The organism is Rhizobacter sp. (assembly GCF_035702065.1).
In the GTDB taxonomy this organism is placed as follows: Bacteria; Pseudomonadota; Gammaproteobacteria; order Burkholderiales; family Burkholderiaceae_C; genus Rhizobacter.
On the sequence record NZ_DASSRA010000302.1, the window covers coordinates 1 to 13,907 of the forward strand.

A 13,907-nucleotide genomic window follows, 5' to 3' on the forward strand; every position below is an offset into this window, starting at 1 on the left:
GACAAGGCGCTCTTGCCCAGCACGCCGTTGCCCAGACCCAGGTGCGTGCGCGCCGACGGCGGCAAGGCATACCAGCGGCCACAGAACTGCTCGATGCTCACCGGCACCCGCAGGTAGCGCGCAAGCAGCTGTTGCAGCTGCGGCGCTGACAGGGCTCGCTGCTGCAAGGCGCCGGCGAAGAAGGCCAGGCTCTCGTCGTCGACACCTCCCGCGCGCGGCAGCAGCCGGTCGTTCAGCGACTTCTGCCCCACGCCTGCCAGCGCCAGCACCATGGGGGCGAAGCGGTTGCTGCGGTCGGCCTCGTACTGCAGGTGCAAGCGGCTCTTCTTCCAGGCAGCGTAGAAAAGGCTGATGGCACGATGGCTGAAAAGATCGAGGAAGCTGCGAGCGGCTGAGTCCTTGTGGGTCTGCTCGTGCTGGACGATCTGCTCGGTGTAGACCAGCGGCAAGGTGCCCGTCAGGCCCAGCAGGCCCATGAAGGCTGGTGTGATCTCGATCCGCTCGATGGCGGCCTCGCCCTCTTCTATCGATGCCTCACCGCGGTGCACCTGCAGTGCCTCGATCTCGCTGGCCGGGAACGAGAGTGCCATCGAGTTGCGAAAACGCAGCTCGTTGGGCAACACCTCACCGCTCGCCCGTGGCGTGTCGTCCTCCGCGAGCCAGCGCTCCAGCAAGCGCACGGCCTGGAAGAACTCGAAGCGCTGCGGCGCTTCGAACAGCTGGTCGATCAGATCAGCTGGGTGGCGCCGTTGCGGGGTGGGCATTGGAACAGGGTCTGTTGGGTGCGTGCCGACACCACGGTCAGCTGGGTGAAGCTGTTGATGTGCACGTACAAGCCGAAGAAGCGGTCGAGCACTGCGGCAAACAGGCTCAGGCCCGTGCCCACGTAGCTGTCTTCGTCGACCACCAGGCGCACCTCGGTGCCACGGACGAAGCTGGCAAAGGGCTTGCCGTCGAGCCAGGCGGTGGCGGGCAGGCAGTCCACCGACACGACGCCGTCGACCTGGCGGCGGTTGGTGGCGCTGCGCGGCAGGTCGTACAGGCGCAGCATCTCCTTCAGGGCATCGACCCCACGCCCGCTCAACGACAGGTGGTTGAGCGACAGGTGCGAGACGAGCCGCCACAGGCTGCCGCGTCCGCGCTCGAAGCGGTGGCTGGCCGTGGGCTTGTGCAGCAGCCGGATCTCGCGTGCGATGCTGCCGCCTTCGATGAACAAGTCGCCTCCGGCGTTGCCAAAGCTCAGCAAGGACGGCAGATCGCGGTTGGTGGCCGTCACTTGAAGGGAGAGCGTGTCGGTCTGCGGGACGGCGGGATCGAAGTCGATGTCGACGATGGACAAGGCCGTCTCGTAGCCCGGGCTGGCGATGGCGACGGTCTCGTCCACATGGGCGTGCCAGTAGCGGCCAGGCGGGCCTTCTCCGGGCGCACCGCCTTCGTCGAGCAGGTCGTCATGGTGCAGCGAAAAGAACGGGCGGAACTCGTCGATCGAGTCGCCCTGCAGCGTCTGTTTGACCCGGAACACCTTGTCGATGGAATACACCTCGTAGCCGAATGCCCGGCGCGCATCGACAACCACCGGGTACTGGGTGCTGGCGTGGGTGACCCGGATCGGATCGGCGTTCTGCTTGAACAGGTTCACCACCGGCGTGGCACCCAGCGCGAAGTTGCGCGCCGAGATGCTTTCGAGCGTGCGGGCCTGGTCGGAGTCGGCGCGCAGGCCCGCCAGGACGAAATGCAGGGTGATGCTGCGCGGGCCGGCGGCTCCAGGGCCGTCGACCGAAGCCAGCCCGCGAAGCTGGGCCTGCGGCAGGGGCAGGTCGACGAAGTTGAACTTCTCGGGGAAGGCGAAGTATTCGGTCAGCAGGCGATAGGCCGGGTGCGAACGTTCGTCGTAGTCGATCAGGGCCTGGTCGTCGTCGAAGCCAACCAGAGACGGCAGCGGCTTGAACGGGCCGGCCCAGCGGCCATGGGCCGATGTCTGCAGCATCACCGCAGTGACGCGGTTGCACAGGGCTTCGCGCAGCACGCTCACCTGCGAGGCCTCGCCATCGAGGTAGACGCGCAGTGTGTCGCCCAAGGCTGCCCACGAGAATTGCGCGGAAAGCAACTCGATCTGCACCGAGATGACAGACGTGGCCGCCGCTGGGATGCGGGTGCCTTCAGGCGCCATGACGGCATTGCGGTAGCCCACCGAGCGCAACCTGACGGGCACCAGCGGCACGTCGAAGGCCGTGCGGAATTTGCAGGCCACGCCGCGCACCGGGCGCGAACTCAGCATCGTGCCCCGCTCCACCACCACCGGAGCGCTCATCTGCCCGGCAACGCCGCTCACATCGAACTGAGCGATGGAGCACGACGGGAACGGCCGCAGGTAGTGCGGGTACAGAACGCTGAGCAATGACTCGGTGACCAACGGGAAGTCGTCATCGAGTCGCTTGTGAACCCGTGCGCTCAGCAGCGCGAACGACTGGATCAGGCGCTCGACGTGGGGGTCTTCGGCAACATCCGCCCCCAGTTGAAGCCGGCCGGCGATCTTGGGGTAGTCACCGGCGAACTGCTGGGCCGAGCCCCGCAGGCGCGACAGCTCGGCTTCAAAGTAAGGAAGCAGGTCTCTCATGGCAGGGCGAAGCGAACTGATCCGCCGGAACGCTGGCGTGCCACCGAGTAGCGCTGCACACTGGGCTCGAAGCGGGCATCGAAGCTCACCTGCTCGCCCACGTCGGACACGCGCAAGGTCGCGCGGATGGTGAAGTTCAGGCGATTGAAGGCCTGGCCTTGCGATTCGAGCGAGACGTTCACGGCGCGCAGGCGGCCGTCTTGCCGCTCGATGGCGTGCTGGATGGCCTGGCAGATGAAGTCGCGGTCCAGGCCGCTCGACAGGCTTCTGGAGGCAAAGTCCGCCACGCCATAGTTGGCGACCGAGCGCGCACTCAGCGGAAACTGCTTCTGCTCGTCGTCGGCCAATGCACTGCGGGTATTGAGCAGCGCCTCCAGATCGGCCGCCACCGAGTCCTTCAGTTCATCGAGCGAAAGCCCCGGCAAGACTTCGCCCGGCCGTTCGTTCAACGACTTGTGAAGCAACTTGTCGAGCAAACTGGGCGCGTAGCGCATGCGTAGGCGGGTGGCAGGCAAAGCAGGGAGCAAAGCAAAGGGCCAAGCAAGAAAAAGGGCCGCGACGCACGCGGCCCAGGCACTCAACCTGAAAGGATCAGGCCGCAGCCTTGTTGGAGGCGAGATCCCAGCCACCAACGTCATTGCCGACATTGGCGGAGCCGTCGGTCTTGGAGCCCTTGTGCAGCCAGGTGATCTTGGCGTACTTCAGGGAGAAGGTTTCCACCGGCAGGCCAGTGGACGGCACGCTCATTTCGCTCTTGGCGATGATGGCGTTGCTCAGCTTGATGGTCAGGTAATTGGTGCGGACGCTGCCGGTGGCGCGGAAGAACTGGATCTCCACGTCGTAGGCGTAGGCGGCCGAGGCGGCTTCCCACAGGTAGACGCTCGCCTTGTCGATGTCCTTGGTGAAAGTCATCAGGCCATGTTCGCAGCGCTCGGCGGTATGGCCGCCTGCCGACGACGCCGTGGCCGACTTCGGCTGCACGATGTCGTGGGACCACGAGGTCACTTCCAGCCAGTCCTTGTGGTCCGCGTCGAGCGACTCACCCGGAATGTCCTTGGAGTTGGTCTTCTTCGTAAACTTGACGTAGATGTCTTTCATTCGTTCTATTCCCTTAGTTGAGATGGAAACCAGGATCGCTGACTAACGACCCCAATGCTCAGCCGCCGGCCCCTTGGGGCAGCTCGGCCACCAACCGCAACGAGACAGAGAGCTCGTCGAGTTGAAAGTGCGGGCGCAGGAATGCGACCGCTCGATAGGCACCCGGCTTGCCCGGAACTTCAGACACTTGGACGGATCCTTCACGCAGCGGGTACTTGGCCTTCTGCTCGTGCGACGCGTCATCCGAGCTCAGGATGTACTGCCCCAGCCACTGGTTGAGATAGGTTTGCACGTTCTCGACGCTGGCGAAGCTGCCGACCTTGTCGCGCATCATGGCCTTCATGTAGTGCGAGATGCGCGAAACGGCGAACATGTACTGCAGCTGGCCCGACAACGACGCATTGGCGTTGGCCGCATCGGAGTCGTACTTCTTGGCCTTCTGCGCCGACTGGGCGCCGAAGAAAGCGGCGTAGTCGGTGTTCTTGCAATGGACCAGCGGGATGAAGCCGAGGTCGCTCAGCTCCTTCTCGCGCCGGTCGGTGATGGCGATCTCGGTCGGGCACTTGAGGGCGACTTCGCCGTCGTCGGTCTTGAAGGTATGGGTGGGCAGGTCTTCGACCAGGCCACCGCCTTCCACACCGCGGATGGCGGCACACCAACCGTAGGCTTCGAAGGCGGCCGTCAGGCGCGCAGCGAACGCATACGACGCGTTCACCCACAGGTACTTGGAGTGGTCGGAGCCATTGACGTCTTCGACGAAGTTGAAGCCTTCGGTGGCCGTGCCGTCCTTGGGGTTGAAGGGCAGGCGGCCCAGGAAGCGCGGCAGGGTGAGACCAACGTAGCGGGAGTCTTCGGACTCGCGGAACGACTTCCACTTGGCGTATTCGACGGTGTCGAACACCTTGGACAGGTCGCGCGGGCGGCCCAGGTCGGTGTACGTCTCCAGGCCGAACAGCTCGGGCGAAGCCGCCGAGATGAACGGTGCATGCGCGGCTGCGGCCACATGCGCCATCTGTTCGGTGAAGTACATGTCTTCGGCCTGGCGACCGATGTCGAAGTCGCCGATCAGGGCGCCGAAGGGCGCGCCACCAAAGGTGCCGAACTCTTCTTCGTAGACCTTCTTGAACAGCGCGCTCTGGTCGAAGTCGATGGCGGTCTTGAAGTCACGCACCAGTTCTTTCTTGGTGGTGTTGAAGACCTTGATCTTGATCTGCTCGCCGGTGCTGGTGTGCTTGCACAGGTAGTGCAGGCCGCGCCACGACGACTCGAGCTTCTGGAACTCGGCACCGTGCATGACTTCGCTCAGCTGGGCCGAGATGAGCTGGTCCAGTTCGGCAACGCGCGCATCCAGCGTCGCCGACAGGTTGTCGGACATCACCACCGTGCCCTGGAGAACTTCTTTGACAAGCTCGCCGATGATGTCTTTGGCGCGGTTGTGCTCGGTCGTCGTCTTGGCGACCTTGCTTTGCGCAACGATGTCGTCGAGCAGCCCGGCTTCCGCCACATCGGCGGCCAGGGCAGAGGATTGCAGTGCTGCGTTCATGGCTTACTCCTGGACTTGCCCGGCTTCCTGGCCGAGCTGCTTGAGCTTTTCGGTGTTGCTGAGGACATCGCTCAGCACGTCTTCGAGCTTGTCGTTGCCAGCCAGCTTGTTGCGCAGGTCGGAGAGCTTGGTGCGCGCCTCCAGCAGCCTGCGCAGCGGTTCGACCTGTTGCACCACGGCCTCGGGGGTGAAGTCGTCGAGTGACTTGAACTGCAGGTTGACTGCGAACTCTCCGCCTTCGGGGCTGAGCTTGTTCTTGACGCGGTAGCTGGCCCTGGGGGCCATGCCGTCGAGCACTTCGTCGAAGTTGTCGAGGTCGACGCTGACGAACTTGCGCTCCTTCAGCTTGGGCAGCGGCTTGTTGGGGTCTTGCTGGCCGGTGAAGTCGCCCATCACGCCCATCACGAAGGGCAGCTCCTTGTTCTCGATGGCGTCGCCGATCTCGACGTCGTAGGAGAGCTGAACACGCGGGGGACGAACGCGCTCCAGGCGCTTCTGAACACTGTCTTTCTTGGCCATGGGGTCCTCTCTGAATGCAGGTACGTGAATCTCAGCCCTTCAGGGCATCGAAGGGGTTGCGCTTGGGTTCGGCAGTGGCCGGCGGGGCTGCAGGCGAGGCGACGGGAGGAGCAGCCGGCGGGACGGCGGTACGGCGCACCGGCGGGCGCGCAACCGGCTTGTCGCTCCCAGTCGGGCCGGCCGTGGCGGCATTGGGCGTCGGAAGGATCGACTCGCCCAGCGCGTCGCGCATGATGCGAGCGAGGGCCTGGGCCTCTTCACGTGTGCCGCCACCAAGGGCATTGGCGAATCGCAACTGCTCCAGCGCGCCCGCAGAAACACGCAGACCACTCACGGCCATGATGCTCTTCGCGGTGACGTCAGTGGTGTCGCGCTGGAGAACTTCTTGCGCGGCGGTGATGGCAGAGCCGTAGTTGCGGGCGTCGAATTGGGCCTGGGCGATGCGAGCCCAAGGCTCCTTCTTTGCAGGGTCGGCCTTGGCGGCCTTCTCGTAGAGGCCCATGGCCTCGACAACGCCGCCTTTCTTGTGAGCCTCGTCCGCCGACGCCATCAACTCGGAGTAGGTGGGCGGCGTTGCAGGGTTCAGCTGAGCAGGCGCGACGACGCATGCACTCAGAACGAGAACCGTGCCTGCAAGCGCGAACGCGGCCACACATCGCGGCAAGAACCGGACGAAACAATTCACCAACCAACCCCCTGAACATCTCGTTGAACGAGCTTTTGAATACGCAAGAAAGCAGACGATGAATCCGTGCGCCTGATGCGGTAGGGCCGCATTAAATCGCAAAAAAACGTTGCTCTCTGCAAGGCTTACCTGATGTTACTGAGCCGCCTGTGCAGCGGCATCCCTCTCATGGGGGCGACAAAAGAAACCGAGTGTTCACGCGCTTGTGCGCCCTTAAACTGCGCCCTCTTTCGGCACCCACCATCAGGGCATCGAAGGGTCATGAAGCGCGATTGATGTCGAAGATGAACCAGCGATGCAGCTCACGAGAATGCTCCGTTCGCATGAGCGGCGTTCTCCTTCTGGCCGCGCTCGTGTTGTCGGGTTGCGAGACCGCTAACAAGTTGGGTGATGGGTTCGGCAACATGGGCAACAAGGCGCTGGAGACGATCGGTTTCAAGAAGCCCGAAGCGCCACCCGTGCCCGAGCTGCCCGAATCCGCCAAGCCAGCCCGTCACCTCAAGCTCCGGCTGGCCGCCAGCGATTCATTGAATGTCGACGCCAATGGAAGATCGCTCTCGCTGGTCGTGCGTGTCTACAAGCTGCGCAGCCCGGCGGCCTTTCTGAACGCGCCGTACGACACCTTCGGCAATGGCGGCAAAGAGAAGCAGGCTCTGGCCGACGAGCTGATCGAAGGCCGGGAGATCGTGCTCCTTCCGGGCCAGCTGCAAGAGATCAACGAGCGTTGGGCGCGCGAAGCGCCCTACGTGGGTGTGGTGGCGCTGTTCCGTGCCCCGGCACCGCAGCGGTGGCGCTATGCCTTCGAGCTCGAAGCAGCCCAGGCCGATGCCGGCCTGGTGCTGGGAGCACATGCCTGCACCCTGAGCGTGGCCTCAGGCGAGCCGGTGGGCGTCTCCAGCGCCGCATTGAAGTTCAGCAGTTCGGCGTGTGCCGTCAGATAACCAAAGCAGGAAGATCGAACTTGATTCCGACATCCAAGGTCTTGTGGGGCGAAGGCCTGTTCCTGAGGCCGCAACACTTTCAGCAGCAGGACGCGTATCACGAGTGGCGGCTTGCGCAAGCCGTCCGCGGCTTGCACCCTTACGCCTGGGGCGTGCACAGCATCAAGGTGGATACGGACGCGCTTCAGGCGGGCCGCCTGCGCCTGCTCGAACTGCAGATGGTGCTGCCCGATGGCGAGTTCTACAACGCACCTGCCGAAGACGAGCTGCCAGCACCGCTGGCCCTCGACACCGCCTTCGCGCAAGGCAATGAACTCGTGCTCCATGCCGCTGCCGCGCCGCTGCGCTCCAACGGCAGCAACTTCTCGCCCAGCCGCGAGCAGGCCGACACCGCCACCCGCTACTACCAGGTGCAGAGAGACATCGAAGACCAGTTCACCGATGCCACCGCGGCGCAGCTGAGCGTGCTCGGCAAGTCGGTCAAGCTGCTCCCTGAGCATGAGCCACGCAGCCACCTCGTCACCCTGCCGGTGTTGCGCGTGCGGCGCAATGCCACTGGCGGCTTCGAACTCGATCCGCGCTACGTGCCGCCCTCGCTGTCCATCCAGGCGTCGCCAGTGGTGTTTCTGCATCTGCGCCGCCTGCTTGACGTGCTGCAGGCCAAGGTCGACGCCCTCTACGGCTTTCACCGCGAGCCGGCAAAGAACGTCATCGAGTTCCGCTCCGGCGACGTGGCCTCGTTCTGGCTGCTGCACACCGCCAGCGCCGCCTACGCCTCGCTATCTCACCTGATGCGGCACCCGGGCCTGCACCCCGAGCGCCTGTTCCAGCGCCTGCTCGAACTGGCCGGTGCACTGATGACCTTTTCCAAGGGCTTCACGCTGACCGACCTGCCCGCCTACGACCACGCCAACCCCGGGCCGTCGCTCTTCCGGCTCGACCACATCATCCGCGAGCTGCTGGAAACGGTGATCTCGACGCGCTACTTCGCCATCGCGCTGTCGGAGGTGCGCCCCTCGTTCCACCAGGGCCGGCTCGACGCGCAGCAGGTCTCCGGTACCACCAAGCTCTACCTCGGCGTCAGTGCCGCCATGCCACCAGCCGAGCTGGTGGAGGCGGTGCCGCTGCGCTTCAAGGTCGGCGCACCCGAAGACGTGGAGAAGCTGGTCCTGTCCGCCATGGCCGGCGTGCCGCTCATCCACGCACCGCAGGTGCCCGCCGCCATCCCGGTGCGCCCCGGCAGCTACTACTTCGCCGTGGAGCCGCGCGGCGCGCTCTATGAACGAATGATGCAGGCGCAAGCCGTGTCGCTCTACGTGCCCAGCGGCATTGCCGATCTCCAACTCGAACTGATCGCCATCAACACATGAACGCGCCTGCCCCACACGCTCCTTCGCTCTTCAACGCGGGCACAGCCGTGCCGGTGGCGGGCACCAGCGGCAGCACGCCGCGCGAGGCGCGCACCCTGCTCGACCTCATGTACGACGGGTTCTACCTGCTCTTTCTGCTGCGCGCCAAGCAGGGCCCGAGCGACGCCGACTCGTTCCGCTCGCACGTCAAGGAGTTCCTGACCAGCGTGGAGCGAGGCGCCACCAAGCTCGGCAGCTCGGCCGAAGACGTGCACCTGTGCAAGTACGCGTTCTGTGCCACGGTCGACGAGCTGATCCTGATGTCACAGTTCAAAGTGCGCGACGCCTGGCAGCGCCAGCCACTGCAACTGCAGTTCTTCGGCGAGCAGCTCGCGGGCGAGCAGTTCTTCGCCAAGCTGGAGGCGCTGCGGCGCGAGGGCGCGCAGCGCATCCAGATCCTGGAGGTGTTCCACATGTGCCTGCTGATGGGCTTCCAGGGCAAGTACCTCATCGAAGGCAGCGAGAAGCTCAACTACCTCACGGCTCGCCTGGGCGACGAGATCGCGCACCTCAAGGGTTCGCGCGCCGCGTTTGCGCCGCACTGGGCGCCGCCCGACCAGGTGAGCAACCGTCTCAAGAACGAGGTGCCGCTGTGGGTGATTGCCTCGGTGTTCGCCTTGCTGGGCGCGCTGGCCTTCACCGGCCTGCGCTGGCAGCTCTCGCGCAGCACGGACGCCGATCTCGCCGCCTACCAGGAGGTGGTGAAGCTCGCACCCCAAGCGGCCCACGTGACCATCACCTTGCCATGAGCGGCTGACCATCGAGCGGCCCGGCTGAAGCGGCCAGGCCTGCAGCCCGCACCGGCGGTGGTGCCTGCTGCACACGCGACAGGGAGATAAAAGAATGAACCTCACCGCATTGACCTCCAGCCTGGATGAGGGTTTCAGCCGCCTCAAGGCGTTGCTGAGCATCAGCCAGAACAAGCGCCTCCTGCAACTGGAGACGGCCCTGCCCAGCGCCACGCTGGTGGTCGAGCGTGCCCAGTGGCAAGAGAACGCGAGTGGCCACGGCAACGGGGCCCAACCGCTGGCGCCGCTGCTCGCCACGGTCGACTGCCTCAGCACCAACGCCCACCTCGAGCTGAAGGCCCTCATCGGCGAACAGATGAGCCTGCGCCTGATGCGCGCCGACGGCGGCTACCGCACCTGGCATGGCTACGTGGTGCAAGCCGCGCAACTGGGCAGCGACGGCGGCCTGGCACGCTACCGCCTGCACCTGGCCGCCTTCACCCACCTGCTGGGTTTGCGCACAGACAGCCGCGTGTTCCTCTCTCAACGGGCCGACCAGATCATCAGCCTCGTCTTGGGTGCCTACCCACAGGCCAACTTCAGGCTCGAACTCAGCGCCGAGGCGCTGGAGGCCGCACCGCGCCGCGGCACCACCACGCAGTACCGCGAGACCGATGCCGCCTTCGTTCAGCGGCTGATGTCCGAGGAGGGCTGGAACTGGCGGCTCGAACACAGCGACGACGACAAGCCGCTCAGCGAGGCCAAGACGGCCAGGCACTGCCTGGTGATCAGCGACAGCTTGGCCCAGCGACCCGACCTCGGTGCACTGCGCTTCGGCAAGGCGGAAGTGCGCCAATCGTCGTTTCTGAACGCAGGCTTCGTCGAAGACACCATCACCGCCGTCGCTATCGAGCGCAGTGTTCAGCCCAACGCCGTGACCGAAGCCGCGTGGGACGCGAGCCAGCTCGCCGGCGTGAGCGCCGAGGCGGGCAGCAGCCTCAGAGCGGGAGATCTCCCCAGCCTGGAGGTCTACGACGGCCGCGGCGAGCGCCGCTTCGCGCATCACCCCTCCGACGATGACCAGGCCCACGGCCCGCTCGCCGATCGGTACGCGGCCTTGGCCCTGGCGCGACATGAGCTGCGCTACAAGCGCCTGAGCGGCGACAGCGCCGTGCGCAGCCTGGCGCCCGGAGCCAACTTCGAGCTCACCGGGCACAGCCTGTACGGCCCGCTGAGCACTCGCAGCGACAGTCAGTTTCTCGTGCTCAACGTGCAGCACGAAGCGGCCAACAACCTGGGCAGCGAGGCCGCCCAGATCCTCAAGCGCACCGAGCTCGACGCCGGTGCCTATTGCAATCACTTCATCGCCGTGCCCGCCGCGGCCACACAAGTGCCTGCTGCCGTCGCCAAGCCTCGCGCTCCCGGTGTTCAAACCGCCCTGGTGGTGGGCCATGCGGACGACACCGTCACCACCGAGCGCGACCTGCGGGTGCGCATCCAGTTTCCCTGGCAACGCGGCCACGCTCCACTGGCCGGTGGCTTTGGCAGCCCGCTCACAGCCGGCCAGCAAGAGACCGGCCACGCCCCCGGCGACGCGGCCGCCTCGCAGTGGGTGCGCGTGGCCCAGCCGAGCGCTGGTGCCAACTGGGGCGCGGTGTTCGTGCCGCGCATTGGCACCGAGGTGCTGGTGGACTTCATCGATGGCGACATAGACCGCCCTCTCATCGTCGGCCAACTCCACAACGGCCAGGACGCCCTGCCCTGGCCGGCGGGCGTGGACTCCGGCGCCAACCACCCCGGCACGCTCTCGGGCTGGCACAGCCACACGCTCGACCGCGAGGGCTTCAACCAGTGGGTGATCGACGACGCCACCCAGCAACTGCGCATGCGCCTGGCCAGCCAGAGCCAAGGCAGCCCCTGGAGCGAGCTGAGCCTGGGCCACCTCATCGGCCAGGGCGCGCAAAGCAGCCAGCGCGGCGCCTGGCTGGGCTCGGGCTTCTACGCCCACACCGAAGGCTGGGCCAGCCTGCGTGCCGCCGATGGGCTGTTCATCAGCACGACCACACGCACCGGAACCTACGGCAGCGCACAGAGCACGCAGATGGATGCGCAAGAGGCCGCCGCGCAACTCAAGGGCGCGCAGCAACTGGGCAAGGCGCTGGGCGATGCGGCAGAGGCGCAGGGTGCGCTCTCGCTGGCGAGCCACGATGCCGACGACAAGCAGGCGCTGCAAGCGGTGATCCAATCCATCGACCCGCACCTCGATGGCAAGCACGCCAGCGAAAAGAAGGCCAACGGCCGCGAGCCGGGTGACCCGGTCGAGCAGTTCGCCAAGCCGCACGTGGTGCTGGACACGCCCAGCACCGCGATCTTCACCAGCCCCGCCACCCTGGCGAGCTATGCGGGCCAGGACGTGAGCCTCACCGCACAGGGTGACATCCACGCCACTGCGGCCCACACCCTGAGCCTGGTCTCCGGCGAGACGACCAGCCTGTACACCCACCAGGGCGAGCTGCAAGCCATCGCCGCCAACGGCAACCTGAGCCTGCGCGCACACACCGACCAGATGGAGATCCTGGCCGACAAGGACATCACCGTCATCTCGGTCAACGATGAGATCCGCATCACGGCCAGCCAGCGCATCGAAATGGTGGGTGGGGACTCGAAGGTGGTGCTCGATGGGGGGAACATCGAGTTCGTCACGCCGGGGGCGTTCACCGTGAAGGCGGCGACGCATGAGTGGGCGGGAGGTGGGAGCGGGAGTGCGGTGTTGCCGAGCCTGCCCACCGACATCACCAAGCCCGAGCCCGACGACCTCGCGCTCGACTACCGCCACAGCGACGGAACGCCGGTCCAAGGGGCGACCTACGAGGTGTCCTTTCCGGACGGCAGCAAACGCAACGGCAGGCTCGACAGCGCGGGTCGCGCCCTCTTGTCCGGCGTGCCCAAGGGATATGCCCGGGTTCACTACGGCGAAGACACCCGCAAGGCACCTCTTGGTGAAGACGAACCCAATCCCTTGGCCGACTGGCTCTGAGCGGAGCGCGATACATGAGCACCTCCACTGCAGCCGGACAAGCCAGCGCTGACAACCAGCGCTTCTGGCAAGGCATTGCCAAACTGCCTGAGCCGGCACAGCGATCATTCTGGGATGCCGGCACGAGCCTCAGCCAGTACATCGGCGAGAGCCCGAACCCGCGCGCCCTCACCTTCGACACCAGCAAGCCACCCGCCAACGCACAGTGGTGGGAGAGGATGCTCTTCTATGCAGGGCAAGGTCAGTACAACCAGGCGCTTGCCAACACCTACACCGGCCAGGCACTGGTGGATGGCGGCAAGTGGCTGTGGGGCGCGCTGCAAGGCGACTTCAACAAGAGCCCGACGACCGGCCAAGTGATCACTGGCGGGATCATCAGCATGATCCCCATCGTCGACCAGGTCTGCGACGTACGCGACGTCGTTGCCAACTGTCTGGATCTGAGCGACGAACAAGCTCGTCGAGACCCTGGCAAATGGATGGCGCTGGGGCTCACCTGCGTCGGCTTCGTGCCGGAGTTCGGCAGCGCGGTCAAGACGGTGGCCAAAGTCGGCGTCAAGGAAGGCACGCACCTGCTCGGCCTGCTCAAGCACATGGAGTGGATCGAGAAGAACTTTCAGAGACTCAAGATGGCTTGCCCTTGGGGCTACGCCCCGATCGAATGGCTGCGCAAGTACGACTGGATCGGGCAACTACAGAAAGCCGGCCTCAAGGCTCAGAAGGCATTCCAGAACGCGCTGCAGAAGGCGGAGGCCGCCCTGGCCCTCGCATTCGGGGCAGTCAAGGCGAAGCTGCAGCAACTGGTGGATCTGTTCAAAGCCATCGTCGCCAAGATCGTGTCCGTCATGGTCGAGCTCGGCCAGAAGCTCAAGACCAAGATCGCCGAGATGACGGGTACGGCCAAGAAGCAGGCCGGAAACTACGACGCCACGCCCGGCAAGGCCACCAACACGCACACACAGAGCGACAACCCACCGCCCAAGGGGCCGACCAAGCCACCCCGGATGGACCCGCACAAGCCCAAGTGTTTCAAGCCGGGAGATGACCTCAAGAAGAACTGGAAGGGTGACCCGAACAAGCTGGAGAAGGAGTTCTACGAGCAGCTCAAGGGGCAGGAGAAGGGAATCAATGAGCTGACGGTTGGCGAGTATCTTGAGAACCGCGCCAAGTTCCAGCAGCTAGGGCGAGGAAGTGCTGGCCCACAAGAGGCGGCGAGAGAAGCATTGGCCGAGGACATCGAACGCTCGGTGTTCGAGAGCGCCACCAGGAATGGGATGTCCCCCAAGCAAGCCGCACAGCACGCCAGTAGCAAAGCCCAGGACATCATGAG

Annotated in this window: 12 protein-coding genes; 5 read left to right on the forward strand and 7 right to left on the reverse strand. The window is 65.3% G+C overall.

Translation table 11 applies throughout. The annotated features are described in order from the left end of the window. The 7 genes from tssG to VFL64_RS13675 all read right to left on the reverse strand — a co-directional run. On the reverse strand, positions 1-764 hold a 764-nt coding region (tssG, locus tag VFL64_RS13645), incomplete at its 3' end, for a type VI secretion system baseplate subunit TssG (RefSeq protein ID WP_489540924.1). Beyond that, positions 728-2,617 carry a type VI secretion system baseplate subunit TssF gene (gene tssF, locus VFL64_RS13650; protein WP_489540925.1) on the reverse strand — a complete coding sequence of 630 codons (1,890 nt, stop codon included), beginning with the start codon at positions 2,615-2,617 and terminating at the stop codon, positions 728-730. The genes tssF and tssG, both read right to left, overlap by 37 nt. After that, a complete protein-coding gene (tssE, locus tag VFL64_RS13655; protein ID WP_489540926.1) occupies positions 2,614-3,111 on the reverse strand; it encodes a type VI secretion system baseplate subunit TssE in 498 nt (165 codons plus the stop codon). Before tssE ends, tssF begins: the two co-directional genes overlap by 4 nt. A 97-nt stretch (positions 3,112-3,208) precedes the next feature. Continuing rightward, positions 3,209-3,715, reverse strand: coding sequence for an Hcp family type VI secretion system effector (locus tag VFL64_RS13660; RefSeq protein ID WP_489540927.1), 507 nt, complete (start codon positions 3,713-3,715; stop codon positions 3,209-3,211). A gap of 58 nt (positions 3,716-3,773) precedes the next feature. Continuing rightward, complete coding sequence (gene tssC / locus VFL64_RS13665) at positions 3,774-5,258, reverse strand: type VI secretion system contractile sheath large subunit (protein ID WP_489540928.1); 1,485 nt, start codon at positions 5,256-5,258, stop codon at positions 3,774-3,776. 3 nt (positions 5,259-5,261) lie between these two features. Next, positions 5,262-5,777 carry a type VI secretion system contractile sheath small subunit gene (gene tssB / locus VFL64_RS13670; protein WP_489540929.1) on the reverse strand — a complete coding sequence of 172 codons (516 nt, stop codon included), beginning with the start codon at positions 5,775-5,777 and terminating at the stop codon, positions 5,262-5,264. Between the two features lie 31 nt (positions 5,778-5,808). Beyond that, positions 5,809-6,429: a hypothetical protein gene (locus VFL64_RS13675; protein WP_489540930.1), complete on the reverse strand. Its 621-nt coding sequence runs from the start codon at positions 6,427-6,429 to the stop codon at positions 5,809-5,811. Positions 6,430-6,785: 356 nt separating this feature from the next. Here VFL64_RS13675 and tssJ point away from each other — a divergent pair, with 356 nt between their 5' ends. The 5 genes from tssJ to VFL64_RS13700 all read left to right on the forward strand — a co-directional run. After that, the gene (gene tssJ, locus VFL64_RS13680; protein ID WP_489540931.1) at positions 6,786-7,403 is read left to right on the forward strand and encodes a type VI secretion system lipoprotein TssJ; all 618 of its coding nucleotides are present in this window, start codon (positions 6,786-6,788) and stop codon (positions 7,401-7,403) included. Between the two features lie 20 nt (positions 7,404-7,423). Next, positions 7,424-8,773, forward strand: coding sequence for a type VI secretion system baseplate subunit TssK (tssK, locus tag VFL64_RS13685; protein ID WP_489540932.1), 1,350 nt, complete (start codon positions 7,424-7,426; stop codon positions 8,771-8,773). Next, the gene (gene icmH / locus VFL64_RS13690) at positions 8,770-9,561 is read left to right on the forward strand and encodes a type IVB secretion system protein IcmH/DotU (protein WP_489540933.1); all 792 of its coding nucleotides are present in this window, start codon (positions 8,770-8,772) and stop codon (positions 9,559-9,561) included. Before tssK ends, icmH begins: the two co-directional genes overlap by 4 nt. A 94-nt stretch (positions 9,562-9,655) precedes the next feature. After that, positions 9,656-12,577: a type VI secretion system Vgr family protein gene (locus VFL64_RS13695; protein ID WP_489540934.1), complete on the forward strand. Its 2,922-nt coding sequence runs from the start codon at positions 9,656-9,658 to the stop codon at positions 12,575-12,577. Between the two features lie 14 nt (positions 12,578-12,591). Next, the coding region (locus VFL64_RS13700; protein ID WP_489540935.1) for a polymorphic toxin type 15 domain-containing protein at positions 12,592-13,907 on the forward strand (1,316 nt) is incomplete at its 3' end.

What these genes read in the sequence shown, in the direction of transcription:
- tssJ (WP_489540931.1), top strand. Translation starts at nt 6,786, where the DNA reads ATGAGCGGCGTTCTCCTTCTGGCCGCGCTCGTGTTGTCGGGTTGCGAG.
- icmH (WP_489540933.1), top strand. Translation starts at nt 8,770, where the DNA reads ATGAACGCGCCTGCCCCACACGCTCCTTCGCTCTTCAACGCGGGCACA.
- VFL64_RS13660 (WP_489540927.1), bottom strand. Translation starts at nt 3,715, where the DNA reads ATGAAAGACATCTACGTCAAGTTTACGAAGAAGACCAACTCCAAGGAC.
- tssB (WP_489540929.1), bottom strand. Translation starts at nt 5,777, where the DNA reads ATGGCCAAGAAAGACAGTGTTCAGAAGCGCCTGGAGCGCGTTCGTCCC.
- VFL64_RS13695 (WP_489540934.1), top strand. Translation starts at nt 9,656, where the DNA reads ATGAACCTCACCGCATTGACCTCCAGCCTGGATGAGGGTTTCAGCCGC.
- tssF (WP_489540925.1), bottom strand. Translation starts at nt 2,617, where the DNA reads ATGAGAGACCTGCTTCCTTACTTTGAAGCCGAGCTGTCGCGCCTGCGG.
- tssC (WP_489540928.1), bottom strand. Translation starts at nt 5,258, where the DNA reads ATGAACGCAGCACTGCAATCCTCTGCCCTGGCCGCCGATGTGGCGGAA.
- tssE (WP_489540926.1), bottom strand. Translation starts at nt 3,111, where the DNA reads ATGCGCTACGCGCCCAGTTTGCTCGACAAGTTGCTTCACAAGTCGTTG.